12 protein-coding genes are annotated in these 17,483 nt (G+C 69.0%); 6 read left to right on the top strand and 6 right to left on the bottom strand.

Features of this window, described 5'->3' with window-relative positions:
- Window positions 1-63: 63 nt before the first annotated feature.
- Window positions 64-993: a proline dehydrogenase family protein gene (locus ACTWQN_RS28935; RefSeq protein WP_443206762.1), complete on the bottom strand. Its 930-nt coding sequence runs from the start codon at window positions 991-993 to the stop codon at window positions 64-66.
- 98 nt (window positions 994-1,091) lie between these two features.
- On the bottom strand, window positions 1,092-2,720 hold the full coding sequence (gene pruA / locus ACTWQN_RS28940) for an L-glutamate gamma-semialdehyde dehydrogenase (protein ID WP_443206763.1): 1,629 nt from the start codon (window positions 2,718-2,720) through the stop codon (window positions 1,092-1,094).
- Window positions 2,721-2,882: 162 nt separating this feature from the next.
- Between pruA and ACTWQN_RS28945 the strand changes: the two genes are divergently transcribed.
- A complete protein-coding gene (locus tag ACTWQN_RS28945) occupies window positions 2,883-4,523 on the top strand; it encodes a PucR family transcriptional regulator (RefSeq protein WP_443206764.1) in 1,641 nt (546 codons plus the stop codon).
- 268 nt (window positions 4,524-4,791) lie between these two features.
- Here ACTWQN_RS28945 and ACTWQN_RS28950 read toward each other — a convergent pair whose 3' ends face one another.
- From ACTWQN_RS28950 to ACTWQN_RS28965, 4 genes are all read right to left on the bottom strand, one after another.
- Window positions 4,792-7,119, bottom strand: coding sequence for an ATP-binding protein (locus tag ACTWQN_RS28950; RefSeq protein ID WP_443206765.1), 2,328 nt, complete (start codon window positions 7,117-7,119; stop codon window positions 4,792-4,794).
- Between the two features lie 483 nt (window positions 7,120-7,602).
- Entirely contained in the window at window positions 7,603-8,535 is a 933-nt protein-coding gene (coaA, locus tag ACTWQN_RS28955; protein WP_443206766.1) for a type I pantothenate kinase, read from the bottom strand.
- A gap of 179 nt (window positions 8,536-8,714) precedes the next feature.
- On the bottom strand, window positions 8,715-10,748 hold the full coding sequence (locus ACTWQN_RS28960; RefSeq protein WP_443206767.1) for an NACHT domain-containing protein: 2,034 nt from the start codon (window positions 10,746-10,748) through the stop codon (window positions 8,715-8,717).
- Between the two features lie 123 nt (window positions 10,749-10,871).
- Window positions 10,872-12,311, bottom strand: coding sequence for an amino acid permease (locus ACTWQN_RS28965; RefSeq protein ID WP_443206768.1), 1,440 nt, complete (start codon window positions 12,309-12,311; stop codon window positions 10,872-10,874).
- A gap of 318 nt (window positions 12,312-12,629) precedes the next feature.
- Between ACTWQN_RS28965 and ACTWQN_RS28970 the strand changes: the two genes are divergently transcribed.
- The 5 genes from ACTWQN_RS28970 (at window position 12,630) to ACTWQN_RS28990 (ending at window position 17,481) form a co-directional block, all read left to right on the top strand.
- A complete protein-coding gene (locus tag ACTWQN_RS28970) occupies window positions 12,630-13,082 on the top strand; it encodes a universal stress protein (RefSeq protein ID WP_443206770.1) in 453 nt (150 codons plus the stop codon).
- Window positions 13,054-14,034: an adenylate/guanylate cyclase domain-containing protein gene (locus ACTWQN_RS28975; RefSeq protein WP_443206771.1), complete on the top strand. Its 981-nt coding sequence runs from the start codon at window positions 13,054-13,056 to the stop codon at window positions 14,032-14,034. Before ACTWQN_RS28970 ends, ACTWQN_RS28975 begins: the two co-directional genes overlap by 29 nt.
- A gap of 238 nt (window positions 14,035-14,272) precedes the next feature.
- The gene (locus tag ACTWQN_RS28980) at window positions 14,273-15,652 is read left to right on the top strand and encodes an FAD-binding oxidoreductase (protein ID WP_443206772.1); all 1,380 of its coding nucleotides are present in this window, start codon (window positions 14,273-14,275) and stop codon (window positions 15,650-15,652) included.
- Window positions 15,653-15,674: 22 nt separating this feature from the next.
- Window positions 15,675-16,904 carry a class I SAM-dependent methyltransferase gene (locus ACTWQN_RS28985; protein WP_443206773.1) on the top strand — a complete coding sequence of 410 codons (1,230 nt, stop codon included), beginning with the start codon at window positions 15,675-15,677 and terminating at the stop codon, window positions 16,902-16,904.
- A gap of 94 nt (window positions 16,905-16,998) precedes the next feature.
- The gene (locus ACTWQN_RS28990; RefSeq protein ID WP_443206774.1) at window positions 16,999-17,481 is read left to right on the top strand and encodes a VOC family protein; all 483 of its coding nucleotides are present in this window, start codon (window positions 16,999-17,001) and stop codon (window positions 17,479-17,481) included.
- Window positions 17,482-17,483: the final 2 nt, after the last annotated feature.

Genomic DNA, 17,483 nt, shown 5'->3' on the forward strand with positions numbered 1-17,483 from the left:
GCACCCGCTCCCCAGGGGACGCGGCGATTTCGCGCGAAATCGCCGCCCGCGCCGGGTACCGGGTCAGCCCTGGGTGATCAGCGAGCGCAGGAAGAACGCCAGGTTGGCGGGGCGCTCGGCGAGGCGGCGCATGAAGTAGCCGTACCACTCGTCGCCGTAGGCGACGTACACCCGCAGCCGGTTGCCAGCCGCCGCGATCCGCTTCTGCTCCTCGGTTCGGATGCCGTAGAGCATCTGGAACTCGAAGCTGTCCGCGCCCCGCCCGGCCTGCGCGGCCAGGTCGGCGGCGATCGCCACCAGTCGCGGGTCGTGGCTGGCGACCATCGGATAACCGGCGCCGTTCATCAGGATCTTCAGGCAGCGGACGTAGCAGCGGTCCACCGCGGCCTTGTCCTGGTGTGCGACCGAGGCGGGCTCGGAGTACGCGCCCTTGCACAGCCGCACCCGCGATCCCTCGGTCGCCAGGTCGCGGCAGTCCTGCTCGGTGCGGCGCAGGTAGGCCTGCAACACCGCGCCGACCCACGGGAAGTCCACCCGCAGGTCGCGGAGGATGCCCAGCGTCGAGTCGGTGGTGGTGTGGTCCTCCATGTCGAGGGTCACCGTGGTCCCGGTCGCCGCCGCGGCCTCGCAGATCAGCCGCGCGTTGTCCAAGGCGATCTTCTCGCCGTCGGTCGGCAACGACTGGCCGACCGCGGAGAGCTTCACCGACACCTCGGCCCGGTCGGCGAGCCCCTCGTCGGCCAACACCCGCAGCATCCGCTGGTAGGCGCGAACGGTATCGGTGGCCTGCTGCGCATCGAGGGTGTCTTCGCCGAGGTGGTCGAGCGTCACGTACATGCCCTGCTCGCGCAGCGCGCGGGTGGCGCGCACCGCGTCCTCGGGCGTGGTACCGGCGACGAACCGCTCGACGACCGGCTTGGTCAGCGGGTTGGCCTCCACCAGTCGGCGCACGCCCTGGGAACGGGCGGCGGCCAGCAGCGTGCTGCGCAGCATCGTGGCTCTCCTTCAGAAACCAGCGAAGGTTCGGAGCAAGAATTTCGGGGTGAAGGGCACCTTTGACCGAGTAAGCCGGTCAAAGGTGCCCTTCACTCTTAACCCATGTGGGGGTAGCCGAGCTGGGTTGGGGCGTTCCAGGTTTCCTTGATCGCCCGTGGGCTGGTCCAGCGCTGGATGTTCAGCAGCGAACCGGCCTTGTCGTTGGTGCCCGACGAGCGGCTGCCGCCGAAGGGCTGGCGGGACACGATCGACCCGGTCGGCTTGTCGTTGACGTAGAAGTTGCCTGCGGCACCGCGCAGCTTGCGGTGCGCCTCGTCGACGGCACTGCGGTCGGTGGCGAACACCGCACCGGTCAGCGCGTACGGACTGGAGGCGTCGACCACGTCCAGGATCTCGGAGTACTTCGCGTCGTCGTAGACGTGCACCGCGATGATCGGCCCGAAGTACTCGGTGGTGAACACCTCGTCCGCCGGGTCGCTGCCGACCAGCACGGTGGGCTGCACGAAGTACCCGACGGAGTCGTCGTAACCGCCCCCGGCGAGCACCTCGATCGAGGACGTCCCGGCCGCCCGGTCCAGCGCCCTGCGGTGCTTGGCGAACGCGCGGGAGTCGATGACCGCGCCACCGAAGTAGGAGAAGTCGGTGACGTCGCCGAAGCGGATGCTGCGGGCCAGATCGGCCAGTTCGTCGCGCAGCCCGCCTTCCCAGATCGACCGCGGCACGTAGGCGCGGGACGCCGCCGAGCACTTCTGGCCCTGGTACTCGAAGGCGCCGCGCGCGACGGCGGTCGCCAGCGGGGCCCGGTCGGCCGAGGGGTGCACGACGATGAAGTCCTTGCCGCCGGTCTCCCCGACGATGCGCGGATAGCTGCGGTAGTTGTCCAGGCTGTCGCTGATGGTGCGCCACAGCTTCTTGAAGGTGGCGGTGGAACCGGTGAAGTGCAGTCCGGCGAAACCGGGGTCGGTCAGCGCGACCTCGCTGACGGCTTGGCCGTCACCGGTGACGAGGTTGATCACGCCCGGCGGCAGCCCGGCTGCCTCGAACAGCCGCATCGTGAAGTGCGCGGCGAGCTGCTGCGACGGCGTCGGCTTCCACACCACGGTGTTGCCCATCAGCGCCGGGGCGGTGGGCAGGTTGCCGGCGATGGCGGTGAAGTTGAACGGCGTGATCGCGGTGACGAAGCCGTCCAGCGGGCGGTAGTCCATCCGGTTCCACTCGCCGGGCACCGAACGCGGCTGCTCGGCCATGATCTGCCGCGCGTAGTGCACGTTGAACCGGAGGAAGTCGATGAATTCGCAGGCGGCGTCGATCTCGGCCTGCTGCACCGACTTGGACTGGCCCAGGATGGTGGCGGCGTTGATGGTGTCCCGCCACGGTCCGGAGAGCAGGTCGGCGGTGCGCAGCAGCACTGCGGCACGCTCGTCGAAGGGGGTCGCGGCCCAGGCGGGGGCGGCGTCCTTGGCGGCCTGCACGGCGTCGGCGACGTCCTGGTGGGTGGCCTGCGCGGCGGTGCCCAGCACGTGCTGGTGGTCGTGCGGCTGCACGACGTCGAAGCGGTCCCCACCGGCCATCCGCTGCTTGCCGCCGATGGTCTGGGTGAGCTCGATGCGCTCGGATTCCAGTTCCGCGACGCGCTTCTGCAACGAGTCCCGTTCCGGCGATCCGGGCGCGTAGCCCTTGACCGGTTCGTTGTAGGGCACCGGTACCGAAGTGATGGCGTCCATGGCCAGTTTCGCCTCCTTGCGCGAAGTCGCGGTGTTGCGGACAAGGGTGCTGCTACCTGGGAGGTTAGGAGCTCGGCAGCGCCCCGGGCTTGTTCGATCGGCTATCATTGGCCCTATTGGGTTGTTCGGTCGGACAAGAACGTTTTGAAGCGGAGTCATCGGGTGCGTGAGGTCGGCGTCGTCGTGGTGGGGGTGCCGTTGCGGCAGCTGCTCATCGCGGTGGGCGAACCACTGGTCGAAGTGCTCGCCGCGCCCCGCGGCTTCGACGTCGAGGTGCGCGACGTCGTCATCGTCGACCCGGAGGAGGAGTCCGGCAGCGGCCGCAGCGGCGATTTCGTGCTGATCATCGGGGCTCGGGGGCGGGCCGCGATGCGCCTGGTGCGGGCCGCGGCGCGGGATGGTGCGGCGGCCGTCGCGGTCAAGGTCGGCTCGGAGACCGACGCGCGGGCCCTGCGCGACACCGCGATCGACGGCCGGATCGCGCTGCTCGGGGTGCGGCCCGAAGTCCGTTGGGAGCAGCTGGAATCCTTCGCCCGCTCGGCCGTCGACAACGCCCGGCTGACCACCGACGCCGACTTGGGCGAGGCGCTGGGCGACCTGTTCTCGCTGGCCCAGACCGTCGCGGCGATGACCGACGGCATCGTCAGCATCGAGGACACCGCGAATCGGGTGCTGGCCTACTCGCGTTCCGACGACGAGGTCGACGAGCTGCGCCGCCTGTCGATCCTGGGGCGCCAGGGCCCGGAGCCGTACCTCGCGATGCTCCGGGAATGGGGCGTCTACCAGCGGCTGCGGGCCGGTGAGGAGGTCGTGCGCGTCGACGAGCGGCCCGACCTGGGCATCCGCCGCCGGATGGCGGTCGGCATCCACGCGGGCACCCAACCGCTCGGCACGATCTGGGTGCAGGAGGGCAACCGGCCGCTGTCGGAGCGTTCCGAGCGGGCGCTGCTGGGGGCCGCGCGGGTCGCGGCGTTGCAGCTGATCCGGCAGCGCACCGAGGCCACCGCCGGGCCGCGGTTCCGGGAGGACCTGCTGACCGGCCTGCTCGACGGTCGCATCGACGCCCAGTCGGTGGCCGACAACATCGGTGCGGATGTGGCGAAGCCCGCCGTGGTCGTGGTGTTCACGCTGCGCCCAGCGGATACCGCCGTGGACCGTTCGGAGTTGGAGTTGCAGCGGTCCGAGATGACGAGCCTGATCTCGGTGCACGCTTCGGCGTATCGGCGCAGCGCGCTGGTCACCACGATCGGTTCGCGGGTGTACGTGCTGCTGCCGGATCTGCCGGAGCGTTCGGCGGTGGCCGCGGCGCTGAGCCTGACCCGGGAAATCGTGGCGGCCGCGAAGCAGCACCTGCGGCCGCGGGTGCAGGTGGGGGTGGGTTCGGCGGTCCGGACGTTGGACGAGGTGGCCGAGTCGCGCACCGAGGCGGACCGGATCCTCGACGCGATGACGCACGACCTGCACGCGGAGATCGCCACCATCTCCGATGTCCGGGCGCAGGTGGTGGTCAGCGAGATTCTTACGGTGCTGCAAGGAAATGAGCGCTTCCGCGACACCCGGCTGGTGGTGCTGCACGAGCACGACGCGGAGCACGGCACGGATCTGGCCCGCTCGATGCTGGCGTACCTGGAGTCCTTCGGCGATGTTCGAGCGGCCAGCGAGGGCCTGCACGTCCACCCCAACACGCTGCGCTACCGGGTCCGCAGGGCCGCCGAGATCACCGGCATCGACTTCACCAATCCCACGGAACGGCTCAGCGCCCACCTCCAACTCCTGCTGTCCCGCAGAGCCACCCGCCGCTGACCGCACCGGCCGCGCGATCTCCCGATCGTGTGGTGGGTGAAGGGCACCTTTCACCAACTATGTTGGGAAAAGGTGCCCTTCACCTCAGCCGCTGCGCGCTCAGGCGCGGGGGCGGGCGTAGGCGACTTCGCCGGGCATCGGTCCCTGCTGCTGGCCCGAGGTCAGGAACACGATGCGGCCGCCCGCGACCCCATTCAGGTGATGGGTGAGGGGCACCTGTGACCCAGTTACTTGGTCACGGGTGCCCCTCACCTCGTCCTCGTTGGGGTTACGAGCCGTGGGCGGTCATCCAGGCGGCGATTTGGGTTCGGGAGTGGAAGGCGAGTTTCGCCAGGATCTTCTCGACGTGGCCCTCCGCGGTGCGCTGCGAGATCACCAGGCGGTTGGCGATGTCGCGGTTGGTCATGCCTTCGGCGACGAGTTGGGCGATCTCGAACTCCCGCCGGGTCAGCAGGTGCGCCCACTCGTCTTCCGGGCGCTGCCGCGCCGCCACGGATTGCGCGATCTCCAGCGCGAAGTCCACGGCCTCCGCGGTCGAAAGGCCGTAACCGGTCTTGAACGCCTGCTCGTAGACGCTGTCACCGAGTGCTTCGCGAGTGTGGTCGAGGTGTTCGTGGTGCAGCTCGGTCAGCGTGGCGTAGAGCTCCGGGGAGCCGCCGATCGCTTCCCAAACCGCACCGGCGACGCCGAACAGCGTGGCGGCCCGGACGTGCTGCCGACGACCTTCGGCCACCCAGGCCAGCACTTCCAGGGTGAACGCCATGGCCGACTTGTCGCCGAGCAGCTGCTCCAACCGCAGCGCCTGCTTGCAGGACTGCTCGGCCTTGCCGAAATCGCCGTCCAGGACGTCGATGGAGCCGCGCGCCCACAGCGCATAAGAACGCCAGAAGATGTCGCCGAGCCGGACCGTCTTGTCGATGCAGGTGTCGAGCAGGGCACGGCCCCGATCCGATTCGCCGCCATGCCCCACGGTAAGGCCGTACATGAACAGCGCGAACAGTTCTCCGCGCAGGATCCCCGAATTCTGGAACTGCTCGTAGGCCTGGCCGAAGAGCCCGACGGCTCGGTTCAGGTCGGCGTTGACCAGGGCGGCCATGCCCGACACGTGCGCCAGGTAACCGTCCTGCTCCTCGTTGCCCACCTGCTCGGCCAGTTCCTCGGCCTCGGTGAGGTAGGCCTGCGCCGCGGTCAGGTCGCCCTGGTGGATCGTGAACCAGGCGTTGAGGACCAGACCGGACAGCCGCTCGCGGGTCGGCCCCGGCACGTGGGACAGCAGCCGGTCCAACCACATCCGGCCTTCGGTGAGATAGCCGCGCAGCGTCCAGTAGTCGACCAGCCGGACCGCCATGCGCAGGCCCAGCCCGGGTTCGCCGTCCGTGCGTGCGCAGCAGTCCAGCGCCACCCGCAGGTTGGGATAGTCCTGGTGCAGCCGGGTGTTCCAGGACGGTTCGTCCGGTCCGATCCATTCGGTGGTGAAGCGGGTGGCGAGCCGGGCGAACCAGTCGCGGTGGCGGCGGCGCACCGCGATTTGGCGGCCGTCGGCGTCGAGCTTCTCCTCGCCGTACTCGCGGGTCGTGTCCAACATCCGGTAGCGGACGCCGTTCGGGCTCTCCTCGGGCAGGAAGATCGACTTGTCCACCAGGGCGTCGACCAGCGCGAGCACCTCTTCGCGCGGCACCTCGTCGCCGCTGGCGACGAACTCCACGCCGTCGAGGTCGAAGGTCCCGGAGAACACCGATGCGCAGGTCCACACCCGGCGTTCCTGCTCGGAGCACAGTTCGTAGCTCCAGTCGATCAGGGCGCGCAGGGTCCGGTGCCGCGGCGTTAGTCCGTGCCTGCCGTTGCCGAGCAGGTTGTGCCGCTCGTGCAAGCGGTCGGCGAGTTGTTCCAGCGACAGCGAGCGAAGCCGGGTCACGGTCAGCTCGATCGCCAGCGGAATCCCGTCGAGGTAGTGGCAGATCTGGGCCAGCGCCTGGTAGTTGCAGCTGTCGACGTTGAACTTTGGCACCACCGCGGTGGCGCGCTCGATGAACAGCCGCACCGAGTCGAAGTGCGCGACCGCGGCCGGTGAGCCGATCTCGCCCGGATCGGGCACCAGGAACGGGACCACCGGAAACGTGCATTCGCTGACCAGGCCGAGGGATTGCCTGCTCGTGGTCAGCACCCGCAGCTGCGGACACGACTGGATCAGCGTGGTCACCAGGCTCGCGCATTCGTCGATCAGGTGCTCGCAGTTGTCGAGCACGAGCAGCAGGGGACCGGTGGCCAGCCGATCGATGATCGTGTCGGTCACCGGGCGCGAGGGCTGCTCCCGCAGCTCCAGCTGACCCGCGACGGTTTCGGCGACCAGCCTGGGTTCCCGCAGGTGCGCCAGATCGACGAACCACACCTCGTCGTGGAAGGCGCGCCGGACGTCGGCTGCCACCCGCAGCGCCAGCCTGGTCTTGCCCACCCCGCCCGGTCCGGTGAGGGTGACCAGCCGATGTTCGGACAGCAGCCGTTTGAGTTCGGCAAGTTCGCGTCGGCGTCCGATGAAACTCGTCGAATCCGCGGGCAGGTTGCCCGCCCGCCGCCGACTGGATGTGGATCGTGCCACGCGACCAGCCTAATACGCGCAGCCGCGTGGCGTAGTCGACCTTGATCACAAGTGATCTTGCCGACTGCATGACCCGGCGACGTGACCCGGCGACGTGACCCGGCAACATGACCCGACAAAAGTGACCCGACAAAGTGACGTTGTGTGGTGGGGCATGCGCGGTCTGTCGGCTCGGTGCGCGAATACGTATGGTCATGCGTATTTGCACGGGTTTCGTGGCCGCTGGGGATGCGGCAGTCTGTTGTTGCTCCCGTTGGGAGCGCGTAAGGAGATCCGGTGACCACGTTTCCCCCACTGGTCCCGGATTGGGAGAAATGCCAGGCCTGCACCTCGACAGGGCAGGGAAGACGGTTTGTCCGGCTCACACCCCCCGACGGGCCGGGCAAGCCGTCTTTGGCGCGCGCCGCCGGGGATTTCGTCTTCAGTACTCGTTTTCCGGGCGCGCACCCGGGGTTCGACAACGGATTATCCGGACATCCGAGCTCAGAGCTTGCGCAGCCGCACCCTGTTGATGGAGTGGTCGATGTCCTTGCGCAGCACCAGGGTTGCGCGGGGGCGGGTGGGCAGGATGTTCTCCACCAGGTTCGGTTCGTTGATGGTGCGCCACAGGTGGTCGGCTTCGGCGCGGGCCTCGTCGTCGGAAAGCTCGGCGAAGTGGTGGAAGTGCGAGTCCGGGTCGGCGAACGCCGTGCTGCGCAGCGTCAGGAAGCGGTCGGCGTACCAGCGGGCGATGTGCTCGGTGTGCGCGTCGACGTAGATGGAGAAGTCGAAGAGATCCGACACGGTCAGGCTCGGACCCGGCTGCAACACGTTCAGGCCCTCGATGATCAGGATGTCCGGTTTGCGCACCACGTGCTGTTCGCCAGGCAGGATGTCGTAGGCGAGGTGCGAGTACACCGGTGCGGCCACTTCCGGCGCACCGGATTTGACCTCGGTGACGAAGCGCAGCAGCGCCCGCCGGTCGTAGCTCTCCGGAAATCCCTTGCGGTGCATCAGGCCGCGGCGCATCAGCTCGGCCTTCGGGTGCAGGAAACCGTCGGTGGTGACCAGGTCGACCCTCGGGTGGTCGGGCCAGCGGGCCAGCAGGGCGCACAGGATCCGCGCGGTGGTCGACTTGCCGACCGCGACGCTGCCCGCGATGCCGATCACGAACGGCACCTTCGTGCCGCGCGTCTCCTCGCCGAGGAATGTGGTGGTGGTCTCGTGCAGCCGTTTGCGGGCGGCCACCTGGAGGCTGATCAGCCGCGACAGCGGTAGGTAGACGTCGGCGACCTCGGCGAGGTCGATCGACTCGCCGAGCCCGCGCAGGGCGACGAGTTCGTCCTCGGTCAGCGGTAGCGGGAGGGAATCGCGCAGTTCCCGCCACTGCGCGCGGTGCAACTCGACGTACGGGCTCAGTTCGCGAACGCGTGTCACAAGCACCCCTCGGCGTTGAGGCCCGGCGAGTTTCGTGGAACTTCGCCGGGAACGTCCGACAACACACGAAAACCCTAGGCCGCCGAGGGCCGTCGACGCTGTGATCCACTGCACGCTGAGACGCATGGAACACCCTTGATCGATCGCGATCTTCCGCGCGGTGCAACCATCCGGGCGGATCACGACGAGGCGGAATCCGGGGCCGGCCCGTCGTCGCTCTCCGCGAGGTGTTCCTGCAGGTTGGCGTGCCGGAACTGGTAGACCCGACCGGCGCGGCGGAGCAGCCCGAGCCGGTGTGCGCCGTCGAGGAACCGCATCAGCCGAAACGGGGTCCGGCGCCGCAGCCGGAGGACGCAGACCGCGCTGACGTACACCAGGCTGGCCAGCGCGGGCGGCACGTCGCGGTCCTGCAGCACCACGATCAACGCCACCAGGACCAGCGAACCCAGCAGCGCCGGGTAGCCCACCAGGTCCGTCACCAGCCCGATCACCAGCCCGCCGACCACGCCGAAGCCCAGCGTTCGGATCGACACCAGCTGCAGGTCCGCGCGCAGCGTGCTGACCGGGCTCTGCGCCCGGTCGTCGGTCGCCAGCGTCGCGATCCACACCATCAGCCCGTGCAGCAGCCCGAAGACCGCGCCGATCAGCACGAAGCTCCAGAAGTCCACGCCCAGGACGAACTGGAACAACGTGCCGATGCCGAGGCCGCTGGCCACCCACAGCACCATCGGCTGCGCGGTGGAGGTCAGCAGCAGGCGGCCCCGGCCGCGCAGCCGGAGGTTGGCGTAGGCGGGTTCGGCGTGGTGGCCGGCCGCCATCGCGTACCCCAGTCCGGTGCCGAAGCCGGTGACCAGTCCGACGACCAGGCCGACCGCGGGCGCGTCGAACAACAACCCGTACAGTCCGCCGACGAGCCCGGTCAGCAGACCGAACCCCAGGCCCCACGCCAGCCCGATCCCGGCGCGGTACCGCGGGCCGGTGTCCACCGCGCGGTGCAGGCGCCACCAGGCCAGGTCGCGGTCGTCGGTGCTGTCGAGGTGGCGCGCGAGGAAGGCGAGCCAGCGCTTGACGTCCGCCGGGTCCCAGCCCGCCTTGTCGCCACCGGATTGGGCCTGGTCGGCCCTGATCAGCGCGTCGGGCAGGTGGTCGAGGAGGTGCCGGGTGATCGCGGCGGAGGTCGGGAAGCGCGCGCTGTCGAGCAGTTCCGCCGGGTCGGATCGGGCGTCGATGTAGATCTTGCGCAGCAGCCACAGGTCGAGCGGGGTGGCCAGGGCGCTCGCGAGCGGGCTTGCCGGGATGTCGTCGAGCGCCGCCAGCAGCGTCGCCCAGCTGCGGTCGGACCGGTTGCGGAGGCAGTCGGTCAGGTAGCCGACGACATCGGACGTGGTGAGTGGCAGCGGCTCGATGACGATGGCGCGGGCGATGTCGCCGCCCTCGGCGACGGCGGTTTCGTACTCGTCGCGGCGGCAGGTCAGGATGAGCTGGTCATCCCTGGTCATCGCCTCGTTCAAGGCGGTCAGGGCGGCGGGGCGCAGCGCCTCGGGCAGTTCGTCGAGGCCGTCCAGCACGGGCAGCACCCGGTGTTCGGCGATCAGCCTGCGGACCGCATCGCCGCCGAGCTCCGCGGCGCCCAGCGCCGGGTATTCCTTGGCGATCCGCCGCGTCAGCCAGTCGTGCAGCGGCTGGGCCGGGTGCCAGCTCGACAGGGACAGCAGCACCGGCACCGGATCGCCGTCCGCCTGGGACGCCACGAGTTCACGCACCAGCAGCACGGCCAGCGACGTCTTGCCCATCCCGGGCTCGCCGACGACGACCATCCGCCGCGACGCGTGGCCGCGGAACGTAGCCGCCAGCTCGTCGATCCGGTCGGTGCGACCGGCGAGCGCGGGCTCGTCGGCCAGCCGCCAGCGCACCCCGAGCGTGCCCGGGTTGTCCAGCTGCCGGAGACGGATCTCGTCCTCCCACTGGACCAGCACCAGGTTCGCGAGCTTCCGCTGCGCATGGCTGACCTGGTCGAGGGTGCCGACCACGGCCGGGGCCTGCCGTTGCAGCAGCAGCGACGCGATGGCCAGCGGCACCGACACCAGCTGCGCCCAGTTCGCGGCGTTCTGCAGGCCCTGGGCGCGCAGCAGCAGGCCGAGCCCGACCCCGGCGGCGAGCAGCACCACCGCTGGCACCAGCGGGTGCCGCCGCACTCCAGTTCCGGCTGTCATCGAGGGGCATGATCGCAAAAGCGGGCGGGCGAGGGCAGCGGAACGAAAACGAAACACCGGACAGGAGTAGTGCTCCCGTCCGGTGTTCCGGTTCTTCAGCGGTCCTGGTGTTTCAGCGACTGTTCACTTCTGGGGGTTGGGCACGTTGAGCTTGGACTTGCGGTAGCCGTAGGCGAAGTAGATCACCAGGCCGATCAGGAACCACACGCCGAAGCGCAGCCACGTCACCGGGTCCAGGAAGGTGACCAGCCAGATCGAGAACACGATCCCGATGATCGGCACGACCGGCATGCCCGGGCACTTGAACGCCCGCGGCAGCTCCGGCCGCTTGTAGCGCAGCACGATCACCGCGGCGCACACGATCACGAACGCCAGCAGGATGCCGATGTTGGTCAGCTCAGCCGCTTCGCCGATCGGCAGCAGACCGGCGATCAGCGCGGAGGCGATCCCGATCAGCCAGGTGAAGCGGCTGGGCACCTTGCGCACCGGATGGGTCTTGGCGAACCACTTCGGCAGCAGGCCGTCCCGGCTCATCGCGAAGCCCACCCGGGTCACGCCGAGCATGAAGGTGAACAGCACGGTGAGGATGCCCAGGATGGCGCCGACCGCGATGATCGCGCCGAGCACCGGCAGGCCGACGTCGGCGAACGCGGTGGCGAACGCGCTCTCGGTGCTGATCTGCTGGTACGGGACCATGCCGGTGAGCACCAGGCAGGCCAGCACGTAGAGCACCATCGAGACGGCCAGCGAATAGATGATCGCCTTGGGCATGTGCTTCCGGGCGTCCTTGGACTCCTCGGCCGCGGTGCTCATCGCGTCGTAGCCGAACACCGCGAAGAACACCGTCGCGGCTCCGGCGAACGCACCGCTGATGCCGTAGGGGAAGAACGGGTTGTAGTTGCCCGCGTTGATGTGGAACGCGCCGACGATGATCACCACCAGCACCACGCCGACCTTCAGGTACACCAGCAGCGTTTCGAAGCGCGCCGCGTTCTTCATGCCCTGGTTGAGGATGAAGGCGATCAGCAGGCACAGCAGCGCGGCGAACAGGTTGATCTTGTAGCTGCCGTCCGGTGCGGCGCCGTCCTCGGTGCCCGGTGCGCCCATCATCCAGTACGGCAGGTCGACGCCGAGGAAGCCGAGCAATTCGTTGAAGTACCCGGAGATGCCGATGGCGACCACCGCGACGATCGCGGTGTACTCCAGCAGCAGGTCCCAGCCGATCAGCCAGCCGACGATCTCGCCGAGCACCGCGTAGCCGTAGGTGTAGGCCGAACCGGCCTTGGGGATCATGCCCGCGAACTCGGCGTAGGAGAACGCCGCGGCCGCGCTGGCGATGCCCGCGATCAGGAACGAGATCAGCACGGCGGGCCCGGCCTTCTCGTTGGCCACGGCGCCGGCCAGGGAGAAGATCCCGGCGCCGATGATGCCGCCGACCCCGATCGCGGTGAGCTGCCACAGGCCGAGGGAGCGGTGCAGCCCGGTTTCCCCGTCCTCGGTGATCGCGTCGATTGGTTTGCGGCGGAATATCCCCCGCCCGGGGTGGAGACTAGGTGTGGTCACGGCTTCTCCCGATGCGTCCGTTATGCGCGAAAGGTTACGTACGTGGCGTGATTCGGCCCAGTGAATGCGTGTTCTGCATCACCAAATGGATTGGCGAGTTGCGGCGAAACCTACGCGCGTGCAGCGCACTACCAGGTTGTGGGGTCGGACGAGACTTTTCACGACGGTTTGGCCGAGCGAACAAACCGGCCGGTGGGCCGCTGAATCGCGATTCGCGGCCCGGCGTGATCGGTAGTGACCCGTGACCGTCCGGCGGCGCGATCGTTAGTGTTCACGCCGGTGCCAACCAGCCAGCCCTGCTGTGGAAGTGAGAGTCCGATGTCCAGATACCGCACCGTCGTCGTCGGAACGGACGGCTCGGCGCCTTCGCTGCGCGCGGTGTCCCGCGCCGCCGAGGTCGCCAGCGACTCGGCCGCCCGGCTGGTGATCGTCTGCGCCTACTACCCGAGCAGCGCGCGGGAGGTCGAGCAGGCGCAGGACGCGCTCGGCGACGAGGCCTTCCAAGTGATCGGTTCGGCACCGGCCGAGAGCACCCTGCGCGAGGCCACCGACGTCGCCCGCGCGGCGGGCGCGACGAGCATCGAGACCTTCGCCTCGGTCGGTGAGCCGGTGGTGGTGCTGCTGGCCGCCGCCGCGAAGTCGACCGCCGACCTGCTGGTGGTGGGCAGCCGCGGGCTGAACACCTTGAAGGGGCGGATCCTCGGCTCGGTGCCGTCGGAGGCCTCCCGCCGGGCGGAATGCGATGTGCTCGTTGTCCGAACCACGCGATGAACCGCGCGGCCGGGAGGTCGAGGCGACCATCCTCGGCGGGGCCCCGCACTACACCAAGGACGAGGTCGCCGAGGCGGCCGGGGTGCCGGTGGTCCGCGCCGAGCAGCTGTGGCAGGCGATGGGCTTCGCGCACGTCGACGACGACGCGGTGGTGTTCACCGACGCCGACATCGACGCGCTGCGTTCTCTGGTGGAGCTGGTCTCCGCCGAGGTGATCCCGCCCGAACTGGAGTCGGCGGTCGCCCGGTCGCTGGCGCAGACCATGTCGCGGCTGGCCGAGTGGCAGGTGGGCATCTTCAAGTCGCTGCTGGGCGAGAAGTTCGCGGTGGACGTGGTGACCACCGCCCAGGTCGCCGAGGTGATCCTGCCGGTGATGCAGCGGATGCAGGACTACGTGTGGCGGCGGCACCTGGCGGCCTGCGCGTCCCGCGAGCTGACCGAACGAGACCCGGGCGCTGACGAGCGGGTGCAGGTGATCGGCTTCGCCGACATCGTCGGCTACACGAGGTTGATCCGGGACTTCACCGAACTGGAGCTGGCCCGGCTGATCGACGGCTTCGAGGCGCTGGCCGGTGCCGTCGTCGCGGAGAACCACGGCCGAGTGATAAAGACGGTGGGCGACGAGGTGCTGTTCGTGACCGACACCGCGGCCGAGGCCGCCGAGATCGCGTTGACCCTCAACGAGCGGATCGCCGAGACCGACCTGCTGCCGCCGCTGCGGATCGGGCTCGCGCAGGGTCCGGTGTTGGCCCGGTTCGGCGATGTCTACGGCTCGACGGTGAACATCGCGAGTCGGCTGACCTCGGTGGCCCGCCCGGCTTCGGTGCTGGTGGACCGCGAGCTGGCGGATGCGTTGCGGGCGCACCGGGAGTACCGGCTGATCTCGGTCGGGCCGACGAAGGTGCAGAGCTTCCGCGGCTTGCGGGCCTGGGCGCTGCGGCGGGCCCAATGATCCGCTGATGTGGCGGTGAGACCCGCTGATGTGATTGAAATCCCGGTAAGCTTGCATTAGGCAACTAATTACGTCCGATATCCCCGGCCGGACGTCGGCCACCTGGTATTTCGGGATCTCCGGTAGCGGATCATCCGGTTTCCCGATGGCCGCTTGGGGGCGTTTGTCCACTATGCGGCCGCGTTTGTGGCCCACAAAGCGGGATGCCTGCGGACGGGCTCGGCAATAGAGTCAGTGCATGGCCGATCACGGAACAGTCGCGGCAGCCAGCCATTCCGACGAGGTAGCCGCATTGACGGCGCAGTACGCGCGGCTCCCGGAGGGCGCGCCGATTCGGCTGGCCAAACCGACGTCGAACCTCTTTCGGTTCCGCGCGCCCTCGGCCGCGCCGGGGCTGGACGTCGGGCGCTTCAACCAGGTGCTCGAAGTGGATTCGACCAACCACACCGCGCAGGTGCAGGGCATGGCGACCTACGAGAGCATCGTGGCCGCGCTGCTGCCCTCCGGGCACATCCCGATGGTGGTGCCCCAGCTCAAGACGATCACGCTGGGCGGAGCGGTCGCCGGGCTCGGCATCGAGTCGACCTCCTTCCGCAGCGGCCTGCCGCACGAATCCGTGCGGGAGATGGAGATCCTCACCGGCGACGGCCAGGTGGTGCGGGCCCGGCCGGACGGTGAGCACGCCGAACTGTTCCGGGGTTTCCCCAACTCCTACGGCACCCTGGGCTACGCGCTGCGGCTGGAGATCGAGCTGGAGCAGGTCAAGCCGTACGTCCGGCTGCAGCACGTGCGGTTCGGCTCGGCTCGGGAGTGCGCCACCGCGATCGCCGAGATCTGCCGCGACGGCAGCTTCGACGGGCAGCCGGTCGACTTCGTGGACGGCACCGTGTTCAGCCCGGGCGAGCAGTACCTGACGCTGGGCTCCTATGTGGACCGCGCGCCGTTCACCAGCGACTACACCGGGCTGCAGATCTACTACCGGTCCATCCAGCAGCGGCAGACCGACTACCTGGGCATCCACGACTACCTGTGGCGCTGGGACACCGACTGGTTCTGGTGCTCCCGGGCGCTCGGCGCGCAGCACCCGGTGGTCCGCCGGTTCTGGCCGCAGCAGTACCGCCGCTCCGACGTCTACCGCCGGATCGTGGCCTGGGATCGCCGCCACGCGGTGACCGACCGGCTCGCGGTGCTGCGCGGCAAGGGCACCAACGAGCCGGTGATCCAGGACGTGGAGATCCCGGTCGACCGGCTGCCGGAGTTCCTGGAGTTCTTCCACCGCGAGATCGGCATCAGGCCGGTCTGGCTGTGCCCGGTTCGGCTGCGCGACCGCAAGGGCTGGCCGCTTTACCCGATGGACCCGAACACGCTGTACGTCAACGTCGGCTTCTGGGCGACGGTGCCGCTCGAACCGGGTGAGGCGCCCGGTCGGCACAACAGGGCGATCGAGCGCGTGGTTACCGAGCTCGACGGCCACAAGTCGCTGTACTCCGACTCCTACTTCACCGAAGAGGAGTTCTGGCAGCTGTACAACCAGCCGGTCTACCAGCGGTTGAAGCAGCGGTACGACCCGAAGGGCCGACTTCCGGGACTGTACGAGAAATGCGTGCGGGCGAGATGAGCAGCAGGAAGGAGATCCGCTGATGGGCTGGGCAGAGGTGTTCACGCGCATACTCGGAAGCGATGTCTCGGTGGAAGTCCGCGCCTTCGACGGCAGCCGGGCCGGGCGATCCGGGGCGGACGTCTGCGTGGAAATCCGATCCCCGCTGGCGCTTTCGCACCTGGCGGCCGCACCGGGTGAGCTCGGCCTGGCGCGCGCCTACGTCACCGGTGCGATCGAGGTGCACGGCGACATGTACACCGCGCTGGCCGCGTTCCCGGCAGTCGCGCTGAACGACATCCCGCCGAGCCTGCGGCGCGAGCTGGCGGTGAAGCTGGCCGGGTACCGGCTGTGGTGGCCGGTGCGCCCGCCGGAGGTCGAGCACCGCTCGCGCGGCTGGCGGCACTCCAAGCGCCGCGACAGCAAGTCGATCTCGTACCACTACGACGTGTCCAACCGGTTCTACGAGTGGGTGCTGGGCCCGTCGATGGCCTACACCTGCGCGGTGTACCCCGCGAAGACGTCCACTTTGGAGGAAGCGCAGTTCGCCAAGCACGACCTGGTGGCGCGCAAGCTTGGGTTGCAGGAGGGCATGCGGCTGCTGGACGTCGGCTGCGGCTGGGGCGGCATGGTGATGCACGCGGCCGAGCACTACGGGGTGCGCGCGCTGGGTGTGACGCTGTCCCGGCAGCAGGCGCAGTGGGCGCAGAAGACGATCGCCGAACGCGGGTTGGCCGACCTCGCCGAGGTCCGGCACCTGGACTACCGCGACGTCGCCGAGACCGGCTTCGACGCGGTCAGCTCCATCGGCCTCACCGAGCACATCGGGCTGGCGCAGCTGCCGGGCTACTTCTCGTTCCTGCACGACAAGCTGGTGCCCGGCGGCCGGTTGCTGAACCACTGCATCACCCGGCCGGACGGCAGCCACGGCTCGCGGCCGGGCAAGTTCATCGGTCGCTACGTCTTCCCGGACGGCGAGCTGGAGCCGGTGGGCACGCTGGTGTCGGCGATGAACGACAACGGCTTCGAGGTGCGCCACGAGGAGAACCTGCGCGAGCACTACGCGCTCACGCTGGCCGGTTGGTGCGCCAACCTGGAGCGGCACTGGGACGAGGCGGTCGCGGAGGTCGGCCTCGACCGGGCGCGGGTGTGGCGGCTGTACATGGCGGCCTGCCAGCTGGGCTTCGAACGCAACCTCGTCCAGCTGCACCAGGTCCTCGGCGTCCGGCTGGACGACACCGACGCGCACTACCCGCTGCGCCCGACCTGGTGATCGATTTGTGACCAGGTGACCGATTAGTTCTGCCGCGGTGGCCGGTCCAACCCATCAGTGCTCGCATGAAGTGGCGAGAAGATGGGAGACGGACGTGTACGAGATCAGCCAGAAGATCACGCCCAACCTGTGGTTCGACACCCAGGCGGAGGAAGCGGCGGAGTTCTACATCGGGATCTTCGAGAACTCGCGCGTGGTCGACGTGCTGCGCTACGGGGACGCGGGGCCGGGGGAGCCGGGCACGGTCATGGTGGTGGTGTTCGAGCTGGCCGGTCAGCGGCTCGTGGGCCTCAACGGCGGTCCGGAGTTCAAGTTCACCGAAGCGATCTCGCTTGAGGTGCACTGCGATTCGCAGGAAGAAGTGGACCGGCTGTGGCAGCGGCTCGGCGAGGGCGGCGAGCCCGGACCCTGCGGCTGGCTGAAGGACAAGTACGGCCTGTCCTGGCAGATCGTGCCGACCAGGTTCCTGGAGCTGGTCACCGATCCCGACCAGGAGAAGGCCAACCGGGTGATGAAGGCGATGTACGGCATGGGCAAGCTCGACATCGCGACCCTGGAAGCAGCCGCCAAGGGCTGAGG

The sequence above is a fragment of the Saccharopolyspora antiqui genome (genome assembly GCF_052246905.1).
Taxonomy (GTDB): Bacteria; Actinomycetota; Actinomycetes; order Mycobacteriales; family Pseudonocardiaceae; genus Saccharopolyspora.